The 22,516-nt window shown below is 30.7% G+C and carries 19 protein-coding genes; 11 read left to right on the plus strand and 8 right to left on the minus strand.

Annotated features, from left to right (window positions below; genetic code table 11):
• Nucleotide 1: 1 nt before the first annotated feature.
• The gene (locus CW733_RS05955; protein WP_100996331.1) at nt 2-2,095 is read right to left on the minus strand and encodes a tetratricopeptide repeat protein; all 2,094 of its coding nucleotides are present in this window, start codon (nt 2,093-2,095) and stop codon (nt 2-4) included.
• Nucleotides 2,096-2,245: 150 nt separating this feature from the next.
• On the opposite strand from CW733_RS05955, the gene CW733_RS05960 reads away from it, so the two are divergent.
• The 8 genes from CW733_RS05960 (at nt 2,246) to CW733_RS05995 (ending at nt 12,031) form a co-directional block, all read left to right on the plus strand.
• Nucleotides 2,246-2,986 carry a glycosyltransferase family 2 protein gene (locus CW733_RS05960; RefSeq protein WP_100996332.1) on the plus strand — a complete coding sequence of 247 codons (741 nt, stop codon included), beginning with the start codon at nt 2,246-2,248 and terminating at the stop codon, nt 2,984-2,986.
• Nucleotides 2,987-3,129: 143 nt separating this feature from the next.
• Entirely contained in the window at nt 3,130-6,186 is a 3,057-nt protein-coding gene (locus CW733_RS05965; RefSeq protein ID WP_100996333.1) for a DUF2723 domain-containing protein, read from the plus strand.
• Nucleotides 6,187-6,200: 14 nt separating this feature from the next.
• A complete protein-coding gene (locus tag CW733_RS05970) occupies nt 6,201-6,974 on the plus strand; it encodes a bifunctional 2-polyprenyl-6-hydroxyphenol methylase/3-demethylubiquinol 3-O-methyltransferase UbiG (RefSeq protein ID WP_100996334.1) in 774 nt (257 codons plus the stop codon).
• A 10-nt stretch (nt 6,975-6,984) separates the two neighbouring features.
• Nucleotides 6,985-7,539: an NUDIX domain-containing protein gene (locus tag CW733_RS05975; protein ID WP_100996335.1), complete on the plus strand. Its 555-nt coding sequence runs from the start codon at nt 6,985-6,987 to the stop codon at nt 7,537-7,539.
• 117 nt (nt 7,540-7,656) lie between these two features.
• Entirely contained in the window at nt 7,657-8,340 is a 684-nt protein-coding gene (locus CW733_RS05980) for a PrsW family intramembrane metalloprotease (RefSeq protein ID WP_100996336.1), read from the plus strand.
• A 124-nt stretch (nt 8,341-8,464) separates the two neighbouring features.
• Nucleotides 8,465-8,950, plus strand: a complete 486-nt coding sequence (locus CW733_RS05985; RefSeq protein ID WP_100996337.1) for an acetyl-CoA carboxylase biotin carboxyl carrier protein subunit — start codon at nt 8,465-8,467, stop codon at nt 8,948-8,950.
• Between the two features lie 37 nt (nt 8,951-8,987).
• Nucleotides 8,988-10,430 carry an acetyl-CoA carboxylase biotin carboxylase subunit gene (gene accC / locus CW733_RS05990; protein WP_100996338.1) on the plus strand — a complete coding sequence of 481 codons (1,443 nt, stop codon included), beginning with the start codon at nt 8,988-8,990 and terminating at the stop codon, nt 10,428-10,430.
• Between the two features lie 59 nt (nt 10,431-10,489).
• The gene (locus tag CW733_RS05995) at nt 10,490-12,031 is read left to right on the plus strand and encodes an acyl-CoA carboxylase subunit beta (protein ID WP_100996339.1); all 1,542 of its coding nucleotides are present in this window, start codon (nt 10,490-10,492) and stop codon (nt 12,029-12,031) included.
• A gap of 22 nt (nt 12,032-12,053) precedes the next feature.
• Here CW733_RS05995 and CW733_RS06000 read toward each other — a convergent pair whose 3' ends face one another.
• From CW733_RS06000 to CW733_RS06015, 4 genes are all read right to left on the minus strand, one after another.
• Nucleotides 12,054-12,677, minus strand: coding sequence for a MarC family NAAT transporter (locus CW733_RS06000; protein ID WP_100996340.1), 624 nt, complete (start codon nt 12,675-12,677; stop codon nt 12,054-12,056).
• A 113-nt stretch (nt 12,678-12,790) separates the two neighbouring features.
• Nucleotides 12,791-14,560: an ABC transporter ATP-binding protein gene (locus tag CW733_RS06005; protein WP_100996341.1), complete on the minus strand. Its 1,770-nt coding sequence runs from the start codon at nt 14,558-14,560 to the stop codon at nt 12,791-12,793.
• Between the two features lie 183 nt (nt 14,561-14,743).
• Entirely contained in the window at nt 14,744-14,857 is a 114-nt protein-coding gene (locus CW733_RS16755; protein WP_100998699.1) for a T9SS type A sorting domain-containing protein, read from the minus strand.
• A gap of 192 nt (nt 14,858-15,049) precedes the next feature.
• A complete protein-coding gene (locus CW733_RS06015; protein WP_100996342.1) occupies nt 15,050-15,496 on the minus strand; it encodes a DinB family protein in 447 nt (148 codons plus the stop codon).
• A 64-nt stretch (nt 15,497-15,560) separates the two neighbouring features.
• On the opposite strand from CW733_RS06015, the gene CW733_RS06020 reads away from it, so the two are divergent.
• Nucleotides 15,561-16,787 carry a multidrug effflux MFS transporter gene (locus CW733_RS06020; protein ID WP_100996343.1) on the plus strand — a complete coding sequence of 409 codons (1,227 nt, stop codon included), beginning with the start codon at nt 15,561-15,563 and terminating at the stop codon, nt 16,785-16,787.
• 272 nt (nt 16,788-17,059) lie between these two features.
• Here CW733_RS06020 and CW733_RS06025 read toward each other — a convergent pair whose 3' ends face one another.
• Nucleotides 17,060-18,142 carry a proline iminopeptidase-family hydrolase gene (locus CW733_RS06025; RefSeq protein ID WP_100998701.1) on the minus strand — a complete coding sequence of 361 codons (1,083 nt, stop codon included), beginning with the start codon at nt 18,140-18,142 and terminating at the stop codon, nt 17,060-17,062.
• Between the two features lie 120 nt (nt 18,143-18,262).
• Between CW733_RS06025 and CW733_RS06030 the strand changes: the two genes are divergently transcribed.
• Both CW733_RS06030 and CW733_RS06035 read left to right on the plus strand, forming a co-directional pair.
• Nucleotides 18,263-20,170 (plus strand): DUF294 nucleotidyltransferase-like domain-containing protein, encoded by a 1,908-nt coding sequence (locus CW733_RS06030; protein ID WP_100996344.1) that lies wholly within the window; start codon nt 18,263-18,265, stop codon nt 20,168-20,170.
• Nucleotides 20,171-20,806: a PolC-type DNA polymerase III gene (locus tag CW733_RS06035; RefSeq protein ID WP_100996345.1), complete on the plus strand. Its 636-nt coding sequence runs from the start codon at nt 20,171-20,173 to the stop codon at nt 20,804-20,806.
• A 373-nt stretch (nt 20,807-21,179) separates the two neighbouring features.
• Here the strand turns inward: CW733_RS06035 and CW733_RS16760 are convergent, their stop codons facing one another.
• Nucleotides 21,180-21,272, minus strand: a complete 93-nt coding sequence (locus tag CW733_RS16760; protein ID WP_369806630.1) for a GIY-YIG nuclease family protein — start codon at nt 21,270-21,272, stop codon at nt 21,180-21,182.
• An 8-nt stretch (nt 21,273-21,280) separates the two neighbouring features.
• Nucleotides 21,281-22,042, minus strand: coding sequence for an NYN domain-containing protein (locus CW733_RS06045; protein ID WP_100998703.1), 762 nt, complete (start codon nt 22,040-22,042; stop codon nt 21,281-21,283).
• Between the last annotated feature and the right edge of the window lie 474 nt (nt 22,043-22,516).

Raw genomic sequence — 22,516 nt, forward strand, 5'->3', positions numbered from 1 at the left:
GTTATTGCATTGCATCAATAATTTGTTTTTGAGTTTCTATTGCTGGAGCATAATCTGGATTTAACTTTAAGCACATTTTTATTTCTTCTAATGCCTGTTGGTATTTTTTTTGAAATTGAAAAAGTATTGCCATATTATAGTATATTTTTTCATCTGCAGCATTTATTTCTTTAGCTTTTTCAAAATCTAATAAAGTTTCATTTAATTTAGACTGATTCATAAAAATAAATCCTCGATTAATAAAAGCTTCATAATTATTTTCATCTAACTTTAATACCATATTAAAATCATTTATCGCTTTTTCTAAATTTCCTTTTTCAATATACAATGTTCCTCTCTTTGTAAAGGATTCTATCATATCTGGATCTAAATTTATTACATTACTGTAATCTACTATAGCTTTATCAATTTTTCCAAAATTTATTTGAAGTTCAGCCCTAATAAAGTATGACTGAGCTATAAGATTTTGATTAAGAGAAAGCACTTTATTAATATCCTTTAATGCTTTTTCGTATGCTCCTATATTCTTTAAATGCAAAGCTCTATTGTAATATCCTAGGTATCGATTAGGATCTAACTCAATAACTTTAGTAAAATCGGCTATAGCTTTGTGCACCTCCTTAGTCTCACCATATATTATTCCTCTATTCATATATCCAGAAATAAATTTATTATCCAGTTGTAACGTTTTATTCAAATCGTTTAAAGCAAGATTGTTTTTATTCAATCTTTTATAAGTCAATGCTCTATTATACCATAACAAAGGTTTATTTTGATTAATTTCTATTGCCGCGCTTGCATCTTGTAATGCTAAATTATATTGTCCCAGTCGTAACCTATGATTTGATCTATTTAAATATCCCAAATAATCATTAGGATATTTTTCAATAACATGACTCCAAAAAGTTTCACTATTTTTAAATTTATTGGTGTATTGAAATGTTAATCCTCCAAGAATAATAACGAACAAACAAAACGCAGTATAAACCTGAACTCTTCTTTTAATATAATTTTGACAAAGATTATTTATCCAAAAACCAATTAAAAAAAACAATCCTAAATAAGGTAAATATGTATATCGTTCTGCAATTACTGCTGTACCAAATGGTAATACTTGAATTACTGGAATTAAACAGATAAAGAAAAAACCAAACCCAAAAGCCAAATGTCTTTTCTTTTTCAACTTCCACACTATATAAGAAAACAACAATAAAACTGGAACTGCTGCCAAATAAAAATACCATGGATTAGGCACACCTTGTCCATTTGGGTATGGATGATATGGGCTTAGATTATACGGTATTATAGATTTTATTAAATAAATAAAATATCCATAAAACCCAACAGATAAAGAATCTATCCATGAATTAAATCCTCTAATTCCCATAGCTCCTTCTTTAGACTGCATTGTTATAGCAATAATAAAAAAGTAAATACTCAATAAAAAAAATGGTACTTTTTCTAATATTATTTTTTTAAACTCATTCCTTTTTTTAAAAAAATCTATCAATAGAAGAATTATTGGAAATACAATTGCTGTTCCTTTAGATAATAAAGACATTATGAATAAAAGGTAACAAGCTACATATAGATAGGGCTTTTTATAACTTTGGTTTTTTGATACGTACAAATAATACACTATTAATCCCGCTACAAAAAACATTGAATACAACAAATCTTTTCTTGCTGAAACCCAACTAACAGCTTCAACATGCATAGGATGAATACCAAATAATAATGCAGTAATAAATGCAATTATATTATTCTTGCTTAATAATTTAGTAAATAAAAATACTAAAACAACAACTATTATATGAATAACTAGATTAGTAATGTGAAACATTGAAGGATTTAATCCCCAAATATTATAATCAATTGCCAAAGACAAAAGGACTAAAGGACTATAAGTACCCACTACTTCTCCAGTAATAAAAATATTTTTAATGCCCTCAAATGATAAGTTTTTAATTAATGGGTTATCAATAATATAAGCTGGGTCATCCCAATTTAAAAATTCTCCGTTAACTATAGGTAAAAAAAAGATGAGTGTTAATAATAAACCGGTAGCTAACCAGTAAAACTCTTTTTTAGACATTTTTGGGACGTTTTTATTTAAAAAAATATTTTAGGATAAAGATTAGTTATAAATTCTACAAAAAAAATATTTTAATCTTTTTTTTGACATTAATATATTCATTTTTATATTTTAGGTCTCAATTCTTAACATCAATATACTCTTATTTTTATGATTAAAGATCAGAAATTAATTATCATCCTACCTGCATATAATTCTTCAACTACTTTAGAGAAAACATATAAAGAAATACCTTTTGATATTGTAGATGATGTTGTTTTGGTTGATGATTGTAGTTCTGATATCACTATTCAAATTGCAAAGAAGCTTGGTATTAAACATATAATTTTACATGATCAAAATAAGGGATATGGAGCTAATCAAAAAAGTTGTTATAACAAAGCACTTTCTTTAGATGCAGATATTGTAATTATGCTTCACCCAGATTATCAATATACACCACATTTAATTCATTCCATGGCCTATTTAATAGCTAATAAAGTTTATCCTGTAGTTATTGGCTCTAGAATTTTAGGTAATGGTGCTTTAAATGGTGGAATGCCAATTTATAAATATATCGCAAATCGTTTTTTAACTTTTTTTCAAAATATACTCTTAGGTCAAAAGCTTTCAGAATATCATAGTGGTTATCGTGCTTTTTCTAAAAAGGTTCTTACTAATATTAACTTCAGTATTAATTCTGATGATTTCATTTTTGATAATCAAATGATATGTCAAATTTTTAATAAAGGTTTTGAAATTGCCGAAATCACATGCCCAACAAGATATACTTCTGAAAGTTCCTCCATAAATTTTAAAAGAAGTCTGTATTATGGATTAGGAGTTGTTAAAACTTCATTTTTATACTTTTTACATAAAAGAAAAATAATTTCGATTAATTTGTTCAAATAAAAAGTGTTGAAAAAAATAAAATGATGCTTTGATTTATATATTTATCAAAAATCATATCCTAACAAACCTGTTTTATTTTAATTAATATTTAGTACATCCAAAAAAAAATCTTTTACTTTTAGCAATATTAAATAGTTTTGTCAATGCATAAATTAAATAGAGTAATAAGTTTAATTCTTTTTTTAATCGTTTTTATAATTTATGCTATTACAGCACCAAGAACAATCTCCTTTTGGGATAGTCCAGAATTTATAACAAGTAGTTATAATTTACAAGCTACGCATCCTCCAGGTGCTCCTTTTTACACAATGCTTTGTAGCGTTATTTTGCAGTTTTTTCCAGCAACAAATGCTGCTTTTGTTTCAAATCTAATATCTTCCTTTTTTGGGGCATTAACAGTTACTTATCTATTTAAAGTAACGTTTTATATTACTACTAAAATTCAGGCAAACACCTCTAATTTTGAGACTAAATACTTGCCTTTTTTTACAGGTATTGTTAGTGCTTTAACATTAGCTTTTTCCAGTAGTTTTTGGGTGGCAGCTACAGAAACAGAAGTCTACACACTTTCGTTTGCTTTAATGACAATAATGATTTATGTCTTGTTGAAATGGGAAAATGCCTCAAATAAAAAAGAAGAAATAAAACTCCTTTTATTGTTTGCTCTTTTATTGGGTATAGCAACTGGAGTTCATTTAATTACGATTTCTATAATCATTCCATTATCACTACTATTTACCCATAAAAAATATGGTCTAAACCTAAAAAAAACACTCTTCTCCTTAATTATAGGCTGTGTATTATTTTTTAGTATTTACTTATTTGCTATTCAGGGTATTATAAAAATAAGTAATATACTAGATGTTTGGTTAGTTAATACGCTAAGTTTTAATGTTAATACAGGTGTTATAACGACTATACTCTTGCTAATAATTTTCCTTTCATTAGCGTTATGGTATACTAATAAGGCTAAAAAAATTATATTACATTATACTATTTTAGCATTCTTATTTTTTCTAGTAGGCTTTAGCTCCTATTTAATGCCACTACAAAGGGCTAATGCAAATACACTTATTATAAATAACGTTAATACAAGTAACAAGATGTTACAGTATATTAAAGGTGATCAATTTGGAATTGGAGATATTCCTCTTTTAAAAGGCTATACTTATAATACGCCATTAGACAAAAGCATTCCTTTTGTTGACGGAAAACCCACTTTAACTTTCGATACTAACAAAAAAAGATATACTACTGTAGATAATGGAGAGTACAAACATGCAAACTATGCTGAAGCGTTTTCAATGTTCTTTCCTAGATTATTTGAACAAAAAGATGAAAACAAATACAAATTTTGGTCAACAATAAAAGGAGAACCAATTGATTATGTTGTAGATGGAAAACCTATAAAAATATTAAAACCTACCTATAAAGAGAATTTTAACTTTTTTTTTAATTATCAAGTCTCATGGTTAAACTTACGCTACTTATTTTGGAACTTTATTGGTAAGCAAAATAATAATCATGGTTTAGGCTTTGTTAAAGATGGTAATTGGATAAGTGGTATAAATAGTATTGATAAATCTAGAGTTGGTGATTATAGTAATATGCCAGAACGGTTTAAGAATGACAAAAGTAGAAACACTTATTATTTTATACCCTTTATTTTAGGCCTATTAGGTTTTTTATCTTTGATAAAACACAAACAGTATTTACTTACAACACTCTTTATCTTTTTAGCTTTTGGTTTAGGGATTACTATATACATTAATCCTGTACCTTCTAGCATAATGATAAGAGAACGTGATTATATTTTTATTGGCTCGTTTGTTATATTTTCACTTTGGGTTGGGTTATCCATTCTTCCAATCCTTAACGCATTCAAATTTGTTAAATCTAATAAAACAAAACTCATTGTTGTTTCTGTTCTTGTTTTTATTGGCTCTCCATTACAACTACTCGCTAAAGGCTGGAATGATCATCAGAGACATTATGATACTTTTGCTTATGATTTAGGAAAAGCCTATTTAGATGCTTGCCCTAAACAATCCATACTTATTACCAATGGCGATAATATGACTTTTCCTTTATGGTATTTACAAGATGTAGAAAAGTACCGAACCGATGTTAGAGTTATTAATTTCGATTTAATAAATATAGAATCTAATATAGAAAACCTAAAACGACAGATAAGAGCTTCTAATCCTATAGAAATTAATTTAGAAAAACGTTTCTATATCAATGGAGCAGATAGATTAATTCCATTACAAAAAGAAACAGATAATGCTGCGGTATTAACAAACTTATTTAGTTTTTTTAAAGATAGTACAACACGACGTAATTGGAATGGAAAACTTAAGCATTACATGCCTGTTACTAAATTCTCTATTCCAATAGACACCTTAAAAGTTAAAAAAAATGGATTAATAGCTAAAGAATTTAATGCTCAATATACCAACAAAGTAGAATGGGATTATGCTAAAAGTTTTTATGGTTTAAATGAAATTGTATTATTAAATATGATTAATAATACTATACATAATAGACCAATATGCTTTGCCATTAATGGAAAAACTAGTCATTATTTAGGCTTGCAGGATTATTTTATTCAAAATGGACTAGTAGAACAGTTGGCGCCAATTAAAAGAAAAAACCCATTAGCAAACCCTAAAATTGTAAATACTAAAATGATGTTTACTTATTTAATGGAAGACGTTCAATTTAACGGATTGAATGATGATACAAAGTTTTTAAGCTATGAAAATAGAGCTTACATTCAAGATATTTTAAGACGTAACTACTATTTTCTAGCACAAGCATTAATAGAAGAAGGCAAAACTAAACAAGCTATAGCTGTTTTAGATAAGTCATTTTCTCTTTTTCCAAATAAAACTATTGCTTATAAGCAATATGCCTATGCGTTAGGTAAACTGTATTTTAAAGCTGGACTGCCTGAAAAAGGATCTAATATATGTATTTTGGCAATTAATAATCTTTGGGAAGAACTAAAATGGACGACTTCTTTTAATCCTCAAAACCCGATTATTAATGTAAAACATGCTGAAAAATTAAAAAACATGTTTTTGCAAATGATAAAACAATTTCCTGGTGATGAAGAAATTATAATTTTTAACGAACAACGCTTTAAAAATTTTCAACCAAGTTATATAAACTGGCAAAAAACAAACTGGCCTTATTAATCTATTTATTATATATGTTTTCATTTTCAACCGAAATTACTTCCTCTAATATACAATCAGACAATCCTTTATTTCAAAGAACATTAAAAGCCTATCATTTAATTTCAGAAAAAGTATATGGAGATGTATTAGAGATTGGATGTGGAGAAGGTTATGGTTTAGATCTTATAGTAAAAAAGGCTAACACTTTAACAGTTATTGATAAATCTAAATACGTATTAGATAAAATTAAAAACAGATATCCAAAAACCACAATACTACACCAAAACATACCACCGTTAACCAATATTAAAGACAATAGTTTTAATATAATTATTTCGTTTCAAGTTATTGAACATATAAAAGATGCTGAGCTTTTTATTAGAGAAGTTCATCGTATTTTAAAACCTAATGGCAAAGCATATATAACGACTCCCAACTCTAAAAAAACGATAGCCAGAAACCCGTGGCATTATAAAGAATATAATTATTCAGAAATAAACACCTTAATTAAAAACAGTTTTCTAGAATACAGTATTGAAGCCATTCAAGGTAATAATAAGACAGATAATTATTATTTAAAAAACGAGCAATCTGTTAAACGTTTTTTACGTTTTGATATTTTTAAAATACAATATAAAACACCTGCTATACTACTTAAAATACCATATGAATTTGCAAATAGAATCAATAGGAATAAGCTATTAAAAAAAAATAGTGAATTAGTAAATAGTATTAAACTAGAAGACTACACACTTCAAGAATATTCAAAACATACATTAGATTTTTTCTGTACATTAACAAAATAACATTTACAAGATGCAAGACGAACTAATAGATATAGTAACTAAAGAAGGTAAGCTAACTGGAAAGTCTGCTTTAAAAAGCGAAGTACACGCTAAAGGTCATTACCACAATACTGTGCATATTTGGTTTTACACAAGCGATGGAGAAGTTTTATTAGCACAACGCGCTGCTTCTAAAACCATATATCCTTTGCTTTGGGATGTTAGCGTTGCTGGACATATAGATGCTGGAGAAACATTAAAATCTGGCGCATTACGCGAAATTAAAGAAGAAATTGGTTTAACTGTTTCTGAAAATGAATTAGAAAAAATAGGCGTTTTTAAATGCTTTCAAAATTATTCTAACGGTATTATTGACAACGAATTCCATCATACTTATATAGCTAAATTTGATGGCTTACTATTCGATTTAACACCACAAAAAGAGGAAGTTGAAGCTTTAAAACTAGTAAGCATGTACGCTTTTCACGATCTATTAGAAAATTCTAAAAATAATGGTCATTTTGTATCAAGTAATAGCGATTACTATGATAAAGTGATAGCGGCTATTTTAGAAAAAATAACTTAAGCTATTATATTAAAAATAAAATATATTAAGTTCTAGATACAAAATTGTAAAAAGACAATTTTACTCGAACTAACCTAATCCTATACTTTTACTATATTTATTTATTACTTTCGCTAAATGGAATTAATTATTTACGCGCTTGCTCCTGTTGCAGTTGTTATTTTCTACATTTATTTAAAAGATAAATATGAAAAAGAACCTAAAAGACTCTTAATAATTTCATTTTTACTTGGTGCAATTGTTAGTATTATTATTACCACTGTATTATATGGTGTTTTTGAATTAGCAGTACCATTAACCAATAGTTTAAGTGTACTTCAACAATTTATTCAAGCCTTTTTTGTAGTTGGTTTCACTGAAGAATTAAGCAAATATTTGGTTGTTTTACTCTTCGCACAAAGAAACAAGGCCTTTAACGAACAATTCGATGGTATTGTATATGCAGTAATGGTTTCTATGGGTTTTGCAGCTACAGAAAACATCTTTTATGTTATGGAAAGTGGTGCAACAACAGCTTTACTTAGAGCTTTTACAGCAATTCCAGCTCATGCAACCTTTGGGATTTTAATGGGATACTTTATGGGTAAAGCAAAATTTTCAAAAAATAGAACGTTGCTAAACTTAACAGGATTAGGCTTAGCTATTCTATTTCATGGTACTTACGATTTCTTTCTATTTATCGATTTTATTCCTGGTATTTGGGTTGGTGCTTTTGTTTCATTAATTATTGGTGTTGTATTATCGCGAAACGCTATTAAAAGACACCAAAAGAACTCACGTTTTAAAGATGTTATTATTTAACAAACTAAATGGCTTAATGCCTTCCCTCTATAAATAACTATAACAAGTTAGCAACTATTTAATAATAACTTTAATAGAGTTCCTATATTATCTATATATTTACTATCATTTAAAATGAATAATTATGAATGAAAACTTCAAGATAAAAGTCAATAATACTACAGAATTTAATATAACGAATAAAGAAGCCTCTGCTTTAGATAGTGTTAAAACTTCTGATTCTAAATTTCATATTCTACAGAATAATAATCCGTACAAAGCCGAGATTATTGAAGCAGATTTCAACACTAAATCTTATGTGGTAAAAGTTAATAATAACAGCTACTCTATTAAAATAGAAAACGATTTAGATACCTTAATTAAATCTATGGGATTCGAAGTTGGTGCTTCAAAAATTGTTAATGATATCAAAGCGCCAATGCCTGGTTTAATTTTAGATATTATGGTAAAAGTTGGTGACCAAATTAGTATGGACAGTCCTTTATTAATTTTGGAAGCCATGAAAATGGAAAACAGCATCTTATCACCTCGTGATGGGATTATAAAATCGGTTTCTGGAATAAAAGGAAACACGGTAGATAAGGGTGAGTTGCTAATAGAATTTGAATAAAAAATAAAAATCCTTCTTTTAGGAAGGTTAGATAGGTATGAAAAAATTACTAATCGCCAATCGTGGCGAAATCGCAATAAGAGTGATGAGTACCGCTCGAAAAATGGGCATTAAAACAGTCGCTATTTACTCTACAGTAGACCGAAACGCACCACACGTTAAATATGCCGATGAAGCTGTTTTTATTGGTGAATCGCCTTCTAATCAATCCTATTTATTAGGAGATAAAATTATTGAAGTTGCTAAAAGTTTAAACGTAGATGGCATTCATCCTGGCTATGGTTTTTTAAGTGAAAACGCCGATTTTGCAGAGCTTTGCGAAAAAAACAACATCGCTTTTATTGGTCCAAAATCTCATGCTATTAGAGTTATGGGAAGTAAACTTGCTGCCAAAGATGCTGTAAAAGCTTACAACATACCAATGGTTCCAGGAACAGATCAAGCCATTACAGATATTCCAGAAGCTAAAAAAATAGCCAAAACCATTGGGTTTCCAATACTAATTAAAGCATCTGCAGGTGGTGGTGGAAAAGGAATGCGTATTGTGGAAAAAGAAAGTGAATTCGAATCGCAAATGAATCGTGCCATTAGTGAAGCAGTTAATGCTTTTGGAGATGGTTCTGTATTTATCGAAAAATATGTAGAATCACCAAGACATATCGAAATCCAAATAATGGCAGATACTCATGGTAATGTCATTCATTTATTTGAACGTGAATGTAGTATTCAACGTCGTCATCAAAAAGTAGTTGAAGAAGCTCCTAGTGTTGTTTTAACTCCAGAATTACGTCATGAAATGGGACAAGCAGCCATTAAAGTAGCCAAAGCATGTGATTATGTTGGCGCAGGAACGGTTGAGTTTCTATTAGATGAAAATAAGAATTTCTATTTCCTAGAAATGAATACACGTTTACAAGTTGAGCATCCTGTTAGTGAAATAATTACAGGTCTTGATTTGGTAGAATTACAAATTAAAGTAGCTCGTGGTGAAGCATTAAAGATAAAACAGGAAGATCTTAAAATTAATGGTCACGCTTTAGAGTTACGTGTTTATGCAGAAGACCCTTTAAACGATTTTTTGCCTAGCGTTGGACATTTAGACATTTATAGATTACCAGAAGGAGAAGGTATTCGCGTAGATAATGGCATAGAAGAAGGTATGAATGTTCCAATCTATTACGACCCAATGCTTGCAAAGTTAATTACCTTCGGTAAAACACGAGAAGAAGCAATACAACTCATGCTAAAAGCCATTTCTAATTACCATGTAAAAGGCATACAAACAACCTTACCATTTGGTACGTTTGTTTTTGAACATGATGCTTTTAAATCTGGTAATTTTGACACCCATTTTGTAAAAAAATACTATTCGGCAGAAGCTTTAAAACATGAAACAGAACAAGAAGCTAAAATAGCTGCAATGCTTGCTATAAAACAGTATTTAGAAGATAAAAAACTACTAAGATTACCAAATAACTAGAATTGCAATTACATTACTATTGTCACACTGAGCTTGTAAAAGTGTATTAATTGAAAACTATGGAATCCAAAATAAAAACATTAAACGAAAAACTAGCACAATCTAAACTTGGAGGAGGTCAAGCTAGAATAGATAAACAACATCAAAAGAAAAAATTAACTGCACGAGAACGTGTAGATTATTTAATGGATGAAGGTTCTTTTGAAGAGATTGGTGCTTTAGTAATACATAGAACTACAGATTTTGGAATGCAAGACCAACTGTTTCCTGGTGATGGTGTTATAACTGGTTACGGAACTATTAATGGAAGATTAGTGTATGTTTTTGCTCAAGATTTTACGGTTTTTGGTGGTGCTTTATCAGAAACTCATGCAGAGAAAATTTGTAAAATCATGGATTTATCCTTAAAAATAGGTGCACCTTTAATAGGTCTTAACGATTCTGGAGGCGCAAGAATTCAAGAAGGTGTACGCTCTTTAGGTGGTTATGCAGATATTTTTCATAGAAATGTGAAAGCTTCTGGAGTAATTCCACAGATTTCTGCAATCATGGGACCATGTGCTGGAGGAGCTGTGTATTCTCCTGCAATGACAGATTTTACCATGATGGTTGAAGACACCAGTTATATGTTTGTTACTGGTCCTAATGTTGTAAAAACGGTAACTAATGAAGAAGTAACAAGTGAAGCTTTAGGTGGAGCAAGTACACATTCTACAAAATCTGGAGTAGCACATATTACCTCTTCTAATGATGTAGAATGTTTAGAAGATATTAAACGTTTACTAAGTTATTTACCACAAAGCAATGTGGAAAAACCTAAAGATTTAGATTATACATTAGGTGAAGAAACTAGAGAACAATTAGCCTCTATTATCCCTAATAATGCCAATAAACCTTATGATATGCATGCGGTAATAAATGGTATTATTGATGAAGATAGTTTTTTTGAAATTCATAAAAATTACGCAGAAAACATCTTAGTAGGTTTTGCTCGAATTGCAGGAAAAAGTATTGGTATTGTGGCCAATCAACCTCTATTTTTAGCAGGTGTTTTAGATGTGAATAGTTCTCGTAAAGCTGCACGTTTTACACGTTTTTGCGATGCCTTTAACATTCCGTTATTAGTGTTAGTTGATGTACCAGGTTTTTTACCAGGAACAGATCAAGAATGGAATGGAATTATTGTACATGGTGCAAAATTACTATACGCATTAAGTGAAGCTACAGTACCCAAAGTGACTGTTATTACAAGAAAAGCTTATGGAGGAGCTTACGATGTTATGAATTCTAAACACATTGGAGCAGACTTAAATTACGCTTGGCCAAGTGCCGAAATTGCAGTTATGGGAGCAAAAGGCGCAAGTGAAATTATTTTTAGGAAAGAAATTAAAGCATCAAATAATCCTGAAGAAAAACTACTAGAAAAAGAAGCAGAGTACGCTCAGTTATTTGCGAATCCCTATAAAGCAGCAGAACGTGGTTTTATAGATGAAGTTATCCTTCCTGAAAATACAAGACGAAAACTTATTAAAGCATTTGCTATGTTAGAAAATAAAGAAGTCGTTTTACCTAATAGAAAACACGGAAACATTCCACTTTAAAAAAGTTTAAAACGCTTTAATTCTACAAGCCAAATATAACTGTAACAGCATTAATAATATACTCTACTCCTATTGCAATAACTATAAATCCAATTATTCTAGAAAGTGCATTTATACCAGAAGCTCCTAAAAACTTCACGATTATATGTGCGCTTTTAAGCACAAAATAAATAGTTAACGCAGCAAATACCATAGCACCAACAAGAATTCCAATTTCTACCATTTTTTGAAATTCCTGATTATAAGCAATTAATAGCGAAATAGTTCCAGGACCAGCAAGCATAGGTATTGCCAAAGGTGTTAAACTTATGGCATCTCGACTATTAATATCGTCTTGTACTTTTTGACGCTTCATACCCTTATGCTCTCTAAATTTACCTGTTAACAAAGCAAAACCAGAAGAAGCAATTATTAAACCTCCTGCTATTTTTAAGGCATTTAAACTAATGCCGAAAAAAGATAAAATATACTTTCCTGCAAAAAAAGATAAAAGCAAAATAACTAAAACATCTATTGCGGTCCAAAATGCAGTAATTGCACGTTCCTTTTTAGTGTGTTCCATTGTTAATCCAACAAAAACAGGTACTGTTCCTAAAGGATTCATGATTGAAAATAATGCGCCAAAAGCGACTAAAAATAACTCCATTGTTTTTTCAGCAAAGTCACCACTTTTTACAGCGTTGCATGTTACCGAAAGTTTACTTTTATTTTAATAATATGTAATTAAAAACAATGTAATGTTAAGCAATTGTTGCGCTGTTATATCTTAGCTTGATAGGTGTATAAATCGTAGTATCTACCTTGAGCTGCAATAAGATCGTCATGGTTGCCACGTTCGGCTATTTTACCTGCTTCGATAACCAAAATCTGATCAGCTTTACGAATAGTACTCAATCTGTGCGCAATAACAATTGTAGTTCTGTTTTTTGTTAATTGAGATAAACTTTTCTGAATTAGTGCTTCACTCTCTGTATCCAAATTCGAGGTTGCTTCATCTAAAATAATAACTTTAGGGTCTGCTAAAATTGCTCTTGCAATGGCAATACGCTGTCTTTGTCCTCCAGATAACTTCACTCCTCTTTCTCCTATTAAAGTCTCTAAGCCTTCATCAAATCTATCTGTAAACTCATTAACATACGCTGCTTTAACGGCTGCTTGTAATTGTGCTTCTGTTGCATTTGGCCTTGGAAACATAATGTTTTCGCGTATTGTACCTTCGAATAAGAATTCGTCTTGTAAAACAACTCCTAAATGCTTTCTAAAACTGTTCAGTTTAACTTTAGACAAATCTTTACCATCTATAGTTATTTGTCCCGATTCTGGGTTTAAAAATGTTGCAGATAAACCTGCTATTGTCGATTTTCCCGATCCACTACTTCCTACCAAAGCAATTACAGAACCAGATGGTGCTTTAAAATCTATATTATGAAGCACAGGTTTTCCTTCTTCATAAGAAAAATTGACATTATTAAATGCAATATCTCCTTTAACATTTTCTAGTTCTACCGTACGGTTTTCGTCATCATCTTCGGCAGCCATATTCATAAGCTCTTCTGTTCTGTCTAAACCTGCTAACGCTTCTGTTAATTGACTTCCAATATTACTCATTTGAATAATTGGAGCAATCATAAAACCTAATACTAGAGTGAAGAAAAGAAAATCTCCAGTGGTCATTTCACCTTGAATCATATAATAGCCACCTATTCCCATAATTCCGGTAGTAGCAACACCTATTAAAAATGTTGAAGAACTCGTCATTAAAGCCGTAGCTGTTAAACTCTTTTTTACATTTTGATACAATTTATCTACTCCTTTTTCAAAAGCCACATTCTCTTGTTCTTCGGCATTAAAAGCTTTAATTACTCTTACACCTGCTAACGTTTCGGTAAGACGACCAGTAACCTCAGCGTTAATTTTTCCTCTTGTTCTAAAAATTGGTCTTATGTATTTAAAGGCTTTTAGAGCAATTATTCCAAAAATTGATAAAGGGATGAATACAAAAAGTGTCATCCATGGATTTAAATTAATTAAAATCACTAGAGATACGACTGCTGTAAATGTACCGCCTACTAATTGTACTAAACCAGTACCAATAAGGTTTCTTACACCTTCAACATCTGTCATTATTCTAGAAACTAAAGCTCCAGATTTTGTGTTATCGAAAAAACTAATAGGTAGTGATAATACTTTCTTTTGTACTTGAGCACGTAACTCTGAAATAAGATATTGTGCTTGTACACTTAATATTTTTGTAAGTAAATAAGAAGTAATTGCTTGCACTGTTATTGCAGCAATTACAATAAGAATAAGCGTCCATAATTTACTTGAATCTCCACTTGGTACGACATCATCTAGTAATACTTTACTTTGCCAAGGCAGTATTAAACCAGAAATACTTTTAATTATTATTAATACTAGACCAATAAATACCAATTTACGTCTAGGCCAGATAATGGTTTTAAAAGCCTGTTTTAAGGTTACTTTTGGCTTTGTTTTATTTTTAGAATCTTGAGTTTTTAAATGTCGCATATTAAAGAATTATTGCGCAAAGATACGCTCGAAAAAAGCAATAAACTTCTACTAATAAATTAATGTTTTGTTAATTGAAAATAAACTGTGAATGGCGATCCTTTTTTAGTAAACAAACAAAAAAAGTCCTCAAGACATTTTATTCTTGAGGACTTTATATTTAGTATTAACGAAGTTAGCTAGTTACTTAACCATTAACTTTTTTGTTATTACTCCATTTTCATTATTAATTCTAACAAAATACAAACATGATACGTATTGAGAGATATCAACTTTAAAGTCATTAGTTAAATTAATATCTTTTTAGTAATGCATTAATTTACCTAATGTATTAAATACTCTAATAGTTTCATTTTTAGAAGAAACAAAAAAGAATACCAATTGGGCAACGATTATACATTTTTATGCTTTATTTAATGAAAGTGTAGATGTAAAAATAATATGACTGAATTCTCCCTCTTAAAGTTGTAATAATGTTAAAAACCATCTTTACTTATCTAGCAAACGTCTATGATAATTTATTTGCCCTAAATGATAAGATAGATGCATTGTTAAGTGTATTAAAAAATATTCTGTCGTCATTGTGTCTTCAAAAACACGCCGTTTATACTCTTTTTGCAAATCGGTTTCTGCTAATGTTCTTAATGTGTTTTCAACTACTAAAATTGTATCCTCGACTTGCTTAATCAATTCTGTTTTTGGTACATTTTTAAGCAAAAACTCTAAGTCTCGTTGTCTTATGTAACCTGTGTTTCCAAGAGATGCTCCAATAAATGTATTCAAATTCCCTACGAGATGAAGGCATAAGTTTCCAGTTGAATTTTTTATAGAGCCATCTACTATCCATAAGTTGTCTTCATCTACATATGCTTCAATTTCAAGAATTAATGCATTTAGGTCTCTTTTAAAGAGTTTTATCAAGGTTTCAATAAGCATAATTTAATTTTTTATTAGTATTTGAAAAGCAGAAAATAGATGATAATTAATTTACTTTTGCCGCATGCAAGATAAAGAATCTATTAAACAACCAAACCAAACCGTAAGATTTGAATTTATTGCCTTAATGGCTTCATTAATGGCAATTGTTGCCTTAGCTATTGATGCTTTGCTTCCTGCCATTTCTACTATCGCTATAGATCTTAATAGTGTCGATGCAAACGATAATAAACTACTAATTACCATGATATTTTTGGGATTAGGAATTGGGCAACTTGTTTTTGGACCTTTATCTGATAGTTTTGGAAGAAAACCAATAGTGTATGTTGGCTTTACTGTTTTTGTAATTGCTAGTATTATCTGTGTTGTTTCTCCAACAATAGAATGGATGATTTTTGGTCGTATTTTGCAAGGTATTGGTTTAGCAGCTCCTAGAACTATTGCTATTACTGTTATTAGAGACACTTATAAAGGTGATTATATGGCAAAAATTATGTCGTTTATTACTACAATTTTTATACTTATTCCTGTTGTTGCTCCTGTAATAGGTAAATTTATTTTAAATCATTACGATTGGACAGGTATTTTCTATGGCCAACTAATTATAGCAATTTTAGTTGGTATTTGGTTCTGGAAAAGACAACCAGAAACCCTAAAACCTCAGCATAAAATAAAGTTTACTAAACATGTTTTTATAGATGGACTTAAAGAACTACTTAAATATAAAATAACGCTTGGTTTTACAATTATTTCTGGTTTTATCTCAGGTGCTTTTATAGTTTATTTAAGTGCATCTCAAGTTATTTTTGAGAATCAATATGAATTAGTAGACGAGTTTCCATACATTTTTGCTGGATTAGCTGTTGGTGTTGGTTTAGCCACTTTTTTAAATGGTAATCTTGTTATGCGTTTAGGTATGTGGAAACTGTCCTTTTTAGCAATTATTTTATTTAGCTTTAATGCGTTAGTGTATGTTCTCTTATTCTGGAATGCTCCAAATCCTGAGCTAAACATACTATTAGTTTTCATGGCTATTCAATTTTTTAGCATAGGATTTATTTTTGGTAACATTAGAGCAATTGCAATGGAACCTATTGGGCATATTGCTGGTATTGGAGCCGCAATTACTGGATTTGTTTCTACAATAATGGCTGTGCCAATTGCAAATTATATAGGTAGTTTTGTTACTACAACTGCTTTGCCTCTATTTATTGGCTTTACAGTTTTTGGAATGTTGTCTCTAGTTATTTTTATTTTTATGAAACGTATACGTCTTAGCGAAGTTGTTTAATTTTTTTTGACATGAATTATACCTGTTTTTATATGATTACTTAAAGGAATATTACACTGTTATTCGCAAAGTCTCAAAGAGATTCCTAGAAAAATTTGAAATACAATCAAAAGAAAAAAAATCTCGAATTGTGCACCTTCCTTCAGTTGAAGAAAGGTAGGTTTTCATTTTAACGAAAAAGCGGATGGTATGGCAAAAAAGACAACTTGTGTAGAACGCAGCTTCAGGAAACTCTTTTCTCTTTACGCAAATATGTTTATGGAATTTGTTATTTAAATACTAGAATTTACATTTGGTTCAAAAGTATCATCATCCACACTTTTTATAAATTCAATTAAACCTTCAAAAAATACTTTCTGGTCGTCGAATTGCGATAAATGGCTCCCATTCGGGCACAACAAAAAGCTACCATTTTGTACCTCTGTACTTATCCATTCCATGTGTTCTGGATCCATAGTATCGTGTGTAGCACCAATGGTTAAGGTAGGAACCGTAATTTCTTTTAATCGGTCTTTAACATCCCAATTTTTAAGTGTCGCATCTCCTTTTATTCCAAATTCACTTGGTCCTTGCATAGTTACATAAACATCAGGGTTTAAGTGTTTAAAAGCTCTATTTATTGGTTCTGGCCATTTCTCAACAGGCATTCTTATTACGTGTTCTGTGTAGTAGTTATTTACAATTAACTCCATGTATCTTGGGTTACTATAATCTTCGGCATCTTCGAATTTCATGATTTCTTTTAAAACTTCAGGTTTCATTTTAGGAGCTAGTATTTCATCAGAATATTGCTGGTAATCTGGAATTGAAGCCACCATGTTAGAAATTATTAATCCTTTTAAATTTTCTTGATATTTCAATGCATATTGCATACCTAAAATACCTCCCCAACTTTGTCCGTAAAGATAGAAGTTGTCTTTATCTAAATTTAAAGCAATACGCACCTGCTCTACTTCTTCAACAAAACGATCTAAATCCCAAAGACTCAAATCTTCAGGTTGGTCGCTGTAATACGAACCTAATTGGTCGTAATAATAGTATTCTATGTTTTCCTGCGGAAAGTACCCATCGAAGCATTCGTAAATCTCATGTGTCATTCCTGGTCCTCCATGTAACAATAATACTTTCATGGTTGGATTATTACCAACACGCTTAGTCCAAACATTAAACTCTCCTTTTGGTGTTTGGATTGGTATCATTTTTATACCACCAAGAAACTGATCTTCTTTATTAGGTTTTAAATAGTTTTCTGCGGAAGTATTGGTTTCAGTTATATTGTGCTCAAAAGAAGCCTCTTGCTTACAGCTAAAACAGATTAATATAATTAAACTGAAGAATATTATTTTAGTTTTCATAATAGACATTTATTAGCTTACTAAGTTAATCAAATAAATAATGACTTATAACTATAGTAATTTAGCAAATACCTGATAAATCTCATCATATAACTAATTGTTTTTCTATAACTTAGTAAGATGAAAAACACGATTGCCGAACGTATTTTAGATTTCCTAAAAGGATTCCCTCCTTTTGATGCTTTAACTTATGACCAATTATTTACTATTGCGTCTCAGGTTAAAGTACTGTATCTAGAAAAAGATAGTTATGTTTTTAAGCAAAATGAAGGTTTACATGATTCCTTTTACGTTGTAAAAGATGGTGGTATTGGTGTCTATAGAGATAATAACTTGGTAGACGAGTGCGACGAAGGTGATATCTTCGGTTTAAGAGCCTTAATACGTAAAGACCACTACTTATTAGATGCCAAAGCAATTGAGGAAAGTATTGTGTACAGCATGTCTTCTAAAGTATTAGAAGATATTATTATTACAAACCCAAAAGCCAATCAGTTTTTAATTGCAAGTTTTGCAACCAATACACGTAATCCATATTCCAAAGAAGACAAAGGAACCCTTTTTGCTAATGAAGATTTTTTACAACCCAATACCTCTAGTTTTTCGGAAATACAATCGGCTAAGTTCTCTAAAAATCCAATTGTATGTCAAGCACATACTATTATAAAAGAAGCTTGTTTAGTCATGAGCCATAATAAAGTAGGCTCCATAGTTATCACCCAGAACAAGCAACCCATTGGTATTATTACAGACAAAGATTTACGTAATAAAATAGCAACAGGTTTACATGCTATTACTCATAAAGTAGAAGCGATTATGTCGACTCCTGTTATTACATTTCCGCCAACCATTACAGTTGCCGAAGCACAAATAGCCATGTTAAAAAACGACATTTCACATTTGTGTATTACAAAAGATGGCACGCCAAATTCTGAATTAATTGGTATTCTATCTGAACATGATATTATTGTTATCCATGGTAATAATCCTTCAGTATTAATAAAAGAAATTAAACGTGCTACCTCAACAGAACAACTAAAATACATTCGCGAGAAAGCACAAGAACTCCTTAATAATTATATCGAGCAACACATACCAATTTCGTTTATTGCTAATATTATTTCGGCTATCAACGAAGCCATTACCAAACGTATTATTACCTTAAGCATTACCGAAACCAATCAAGAACCTCCTGTTCCATTTGCTTGGCTAGCAATTGGTAGTCAAGGCAGAAAAGAACAATTACTACTCACAGATCAAGACAATGCATTAGTGTTTGAAGATGTTGCTGAGAACCAAAAGGAAATCGCCAATGCTTATTTTCTAACACTAGCAAAAGCCATTAATAACAAACTAAATACGGTTGGTTTCGAATTGTGTCCTGCTAATATGATGGCTAGCAACCCTAAATGGTGTTTAACGGTTTCAGAATGGAAAGCACAATTTAAAAACTGGGTTACACATCCAGATGCCGACAAAATAATGCTCTGTAATATCTTTTTCGATTACGATATGGTTTATGGTAATCATCAATTGGTAGATGAAATGTCTAGTAGCATTTTCGAAGCGATAGAAAGTTATGAAATTTTCTTAAATTTCATGAGTCGTAACGCTTTAAAAAACCCAGCTCCTTTAAGCTTTTTTAGGAGTTTCCTAGTCGAAGATTCTGGTGAACATAAAGACCAATTTGATATTAAAGCACGTGCTATTATGCCACTTGTAGATGCAGCACGCATACTCGTCTTGTCTCATAAAATAAAAGACATAAATAGTACTATTGCTCGTTATCAAAAAATGGAAACTCTAGAACCACAAAACAAAGACTTATATGCATCTTGTATTTCAGCGTTTAGAATTTTACTACGTTTTAGAACACAACAAGGTTTAAAGCATGACGATTCAGGACGCTTTATAGACGTTAATAGTTTAAGTAAAGCCGATAGGCTAAAACTTAAAGGCTGTTTTAAACCTATAAAAGATATTCAAGAACTATTAAAAACACGTTTTAAACTCTCACAATTACTATAGATGAACTGGTTTAAACATAAAACATATCCTAATTTTTATAACGCTTACGCGGAAAGTTTTAAACATCAAAGGAAATCTTTAGAAGCGACACGCTTTGTTGTGTTCGATACCGAAACTACAGGACTCAATCCAAACCAAGATTATATTCTATCTATTGGTACAGTAACAGTACAAGACTTTAATATAAACGTAGCAGATAGTTTAGAGTGTTACCTACAACAAGATCATTTTAATGCAGAAACAGTAGAAATACATGGTCTTTTAAAAGCTGGCAATATTACTAAGATTGAAGAGACAAAAGCCATTAAACTCTTTTTAAAACATATTGAAGGTGCTGTTTTGGTTGCACATCATATTGCGTTTGACGTTGCTATGATAAACCAAGCCTTAAAACGCATGGACTTACCAAAACTTAAAAACAAATTAGTAGATACAGGACAGCTTTATAAAAACACAAAATACGTAAAAGAGGATAAACACTATAGTTTAGACCAACTATGCAATACTTTTAATATTACAATGCACGATAGACATACTGCTTCTGGAGATGCATATTTAACTGCTGTGTTGTTTTTAAAGTTATCTGCTTTACTTAAGAAGAAGAAAAATCGAGATTTGAGGTTAAGGGATTACTAATGTCATTGCGAGGGAAGCGTGGTAATCTGCCAATAACAATGTCATTACGAGGACGCAGGACAAAGCAACCTGTTGTAATTAGTACTACGATCATGAGATTGCTTCGTGCCTCGCAATGACGTTAAAGAGTTGCTTCATGTCTTACAATGACAGTACACATCACTTCACAACAACGTCTCTAACAAATCCACCCAATTAGGATTATCGCGTTCTATTAATGCTATTTTATTAGCACGACTTCCTGCTTTTAATTGCTTTTCTCTTGCTTTTCTCTTGCTATTGCAGCACCGATTTCCTGAAATGCTTCATAATACACCAACACCTCTAAATTATAACGTGCAGTAAACGATTTTTTGTCTCGTTTTTCTTTATGCTAATTAATACGCTGGATTAAATTTGAAGTAACACCTACATACAAAGTTGTCTTGTTTTTATTAGTAAGTATGTAAATAAAACCCGATTTCATAATGACAGTTACTTCTTCTTACCTTTATTCTTTACCTCCTTAATCTTAACATAAATAAGTTTCTTATGTCCTCTAGAATCCTCTCTTCGTTCTAATTCTAAAGTTGTAATAGATTTTATTAAAGGTGTTAGCTTTTTAAAACCATAATTCCTAGAATCAAAATTAGGCTGTTTCTTTTGTAGTAAACTTCCAACATCTCCTAAAAATGCCCAACCATCATCATCTGCAACATCATCTATTGTAGATTCTATAAATCTAACTTCTTTAAGTGTTATTTTATCGTAGTCGTTTTTAGACGCTGTTGTTTTATCTACAGGTTCTAATTCGTTTTCAGACGTTTGGTGTTTTAAAATTTCAATGTATATAAACTTGTCGCAAGCCACAATAAACGGATTAGGTGTTTTCTTCTCTCCTATGCCATAGACTTTCATTCCTGCTTCGCGTAAACGTGTTGCTAGACGTGTAAAATCGCTGTCACTAGATACTAAACAAAAACCATCAACTTTTTCAGAATATAAAATATCCATAGCATCAATAATCATTGCAGAATCTGTAGCATTTTTACCAGTTGTGTAACCGTATTGCTGTATTGGTGTAATCGCATTTTCTAGCAACAGACTTTTCCATTTGTTTAGGTTTGGTTTCGTCCAATCACCATAAATACGTTTAATCGTTGGGTTACCGTATTTAGCAATCTCCTCCATCATTTCTTTTACATTGGCAGATGGTATATTATCTCCATCAATAAGTACTGCTAATTTTATATCTATCACTTTTACTTGTTTTAATTTGTTGTTACTAAAGATAATAGCTTTAATGTAAAAAACCACTCAAAATTGAGTGGTTTTTTTAATTACTATCATTGCGAGGCACTAAGTAATCTGTTTAATGTTAGTTCTATGCTTCATGAGTTTACTTTGTGCCTCGTAATAACTTTCTTATTATTTACGAGCTGTTTTTTTAGCCAGCTTTGCAGCCTTTTTTTCTTTTGGAGATAATGCTGCTTCCTTTTTTACGTTCTTTTTTGAATCCTGCGATTTTGCCATGATATTATATTTTGAGTGTTATCTTTTTAATTAAGATATAAATATAGTAAAAATTAATGTCATTGCGAGCGCAGCGAAGCAATCTGTATATAGCAACCGTCATTGCGAAGACATAAGGACGAAGCAATCTGCTAACCACTACGCCATTGCGAGTACTAGGACATGGCAATCTGTTTACTATTAGTTCTACACGTCATG

The sequence above is a fragment of the Lacinutrix sp. Bg11-31 genome (assembly GCF_002831665.1).
Classification (GTDB): Bacteria; Bacteroidota; Bacteroidia; order Flavobacteriales; family Flavobacteriaceae; genus Lacinutrix.

Coding starts and splice junctions, on each gene's coding strand:
- CW733_RS06000 (WP_100996340.1), bottom strand. CDS start 12,677: ATGGAGTTATTTTTAGTCGCTTTTGGCGCATTATTTTCAATCATGAAT.
- CW733_RS06035 (WP_100996345.1), top strand. CDS start 20,171: ATGAACTGGTTTAAACATAAAACATATCCTAATTTTTATAACGCTTAC.
- CW733_RS05955 (WP_100996331.1), bottom strand. CDS start 2,095: ATGTCTAAAAAAGAGTTTTACTGGTTAGCTACCGGTTTATTATTAACA.
- CW733_RS05960 (WP_100996332.1), top strand. CDS start 2,246: ATGATTAAAGATCAGAAATTAATTATCATCCTACCTGCATATAATTCT.
- CW733_RS05995 (WP_100996339.1), top strand. CDS start 10,490: ATGGAATCCAAAATAAAAACATTAAACGAAAAACTAGCACAATCTAAA.
- CW733_RS16760 (WP_369806630.1), bottom strand. CDS start 21,272: ATGAAATCGGGTTTTATTTACATACTTACTAATAAAAACAAGACAACT.
- CW733_RS05985 (WP_100996337.1), top strand. CDS start 8,465: ATGAATGAAAACTTCAAGATAAAAGTCAATAATACTACAGAATTTAAT.
- CW733_RS06025 (WP_100998701.1), bottom strand. CDS start 18,142: ATGAAAACTAAAATAATATTCTTCAGTTTAATTATATTAATCTGTTTT.
- CW733_RS05970 (WP_100996334.1), top strand. CDS start 6,201: ATGTTTTCATTTTCAACCGAAATTACTTCCTCTAATATACAATCAGAC.
- CW733_RS06020 (WP_100996343.1), top strand. CDS start 15,561: ATGCAAGATAAAGAATCTATTAAACAACCAAACCAAACCGTAAGATTT.
- CW733_RS06030 (WP_100996344.1), top strand. CDS start 18,263: ATGAAAAACACGATTGCCGAACGTATTTTAGATTTCCTAAAAGGATTC.
- CW733_RS06015 (WP_100996342.1), bottom strand. CDS start 15,496: ATGCTTATTGAAACCTTGATAAAACTCTTTAAAAGAGACCTAAATGCA.
- CW733_RS06005 (WP_100996341.1), bottom strand. CDS start 14,560: ATGCGACATTTAAAAACTCAAGATTCTAAAAATAAAACAAAGCCAAAA.
- accC (WP_100996338.1), top strand. CDS start 8,988: ATGAAAAAATTACTAATCGCCAATCGTGGCGAAATCGCAATAAGAGTG.
- CW733_RS05975 (WP_100996335.1), top strand. CDS start 6,985: ATGCAAGACGAACTAATAGATATAGTAACTAAAGAAGGTAAGCTAACT.
- CW733_RS05980 (WP_100996336.1), top strand. CDS start 7,657: ATGGAATTAATTATTTACGCGCTTGCTCCTGTTGCAGTTGTTATTTTC.
- CW733_RS05965 (WP_100996333.1), top strand. CDS start 3,130: ATGCATAAATTAAATAGAGTAATAAGTTTAATTCTTTTTTTAATCGTT.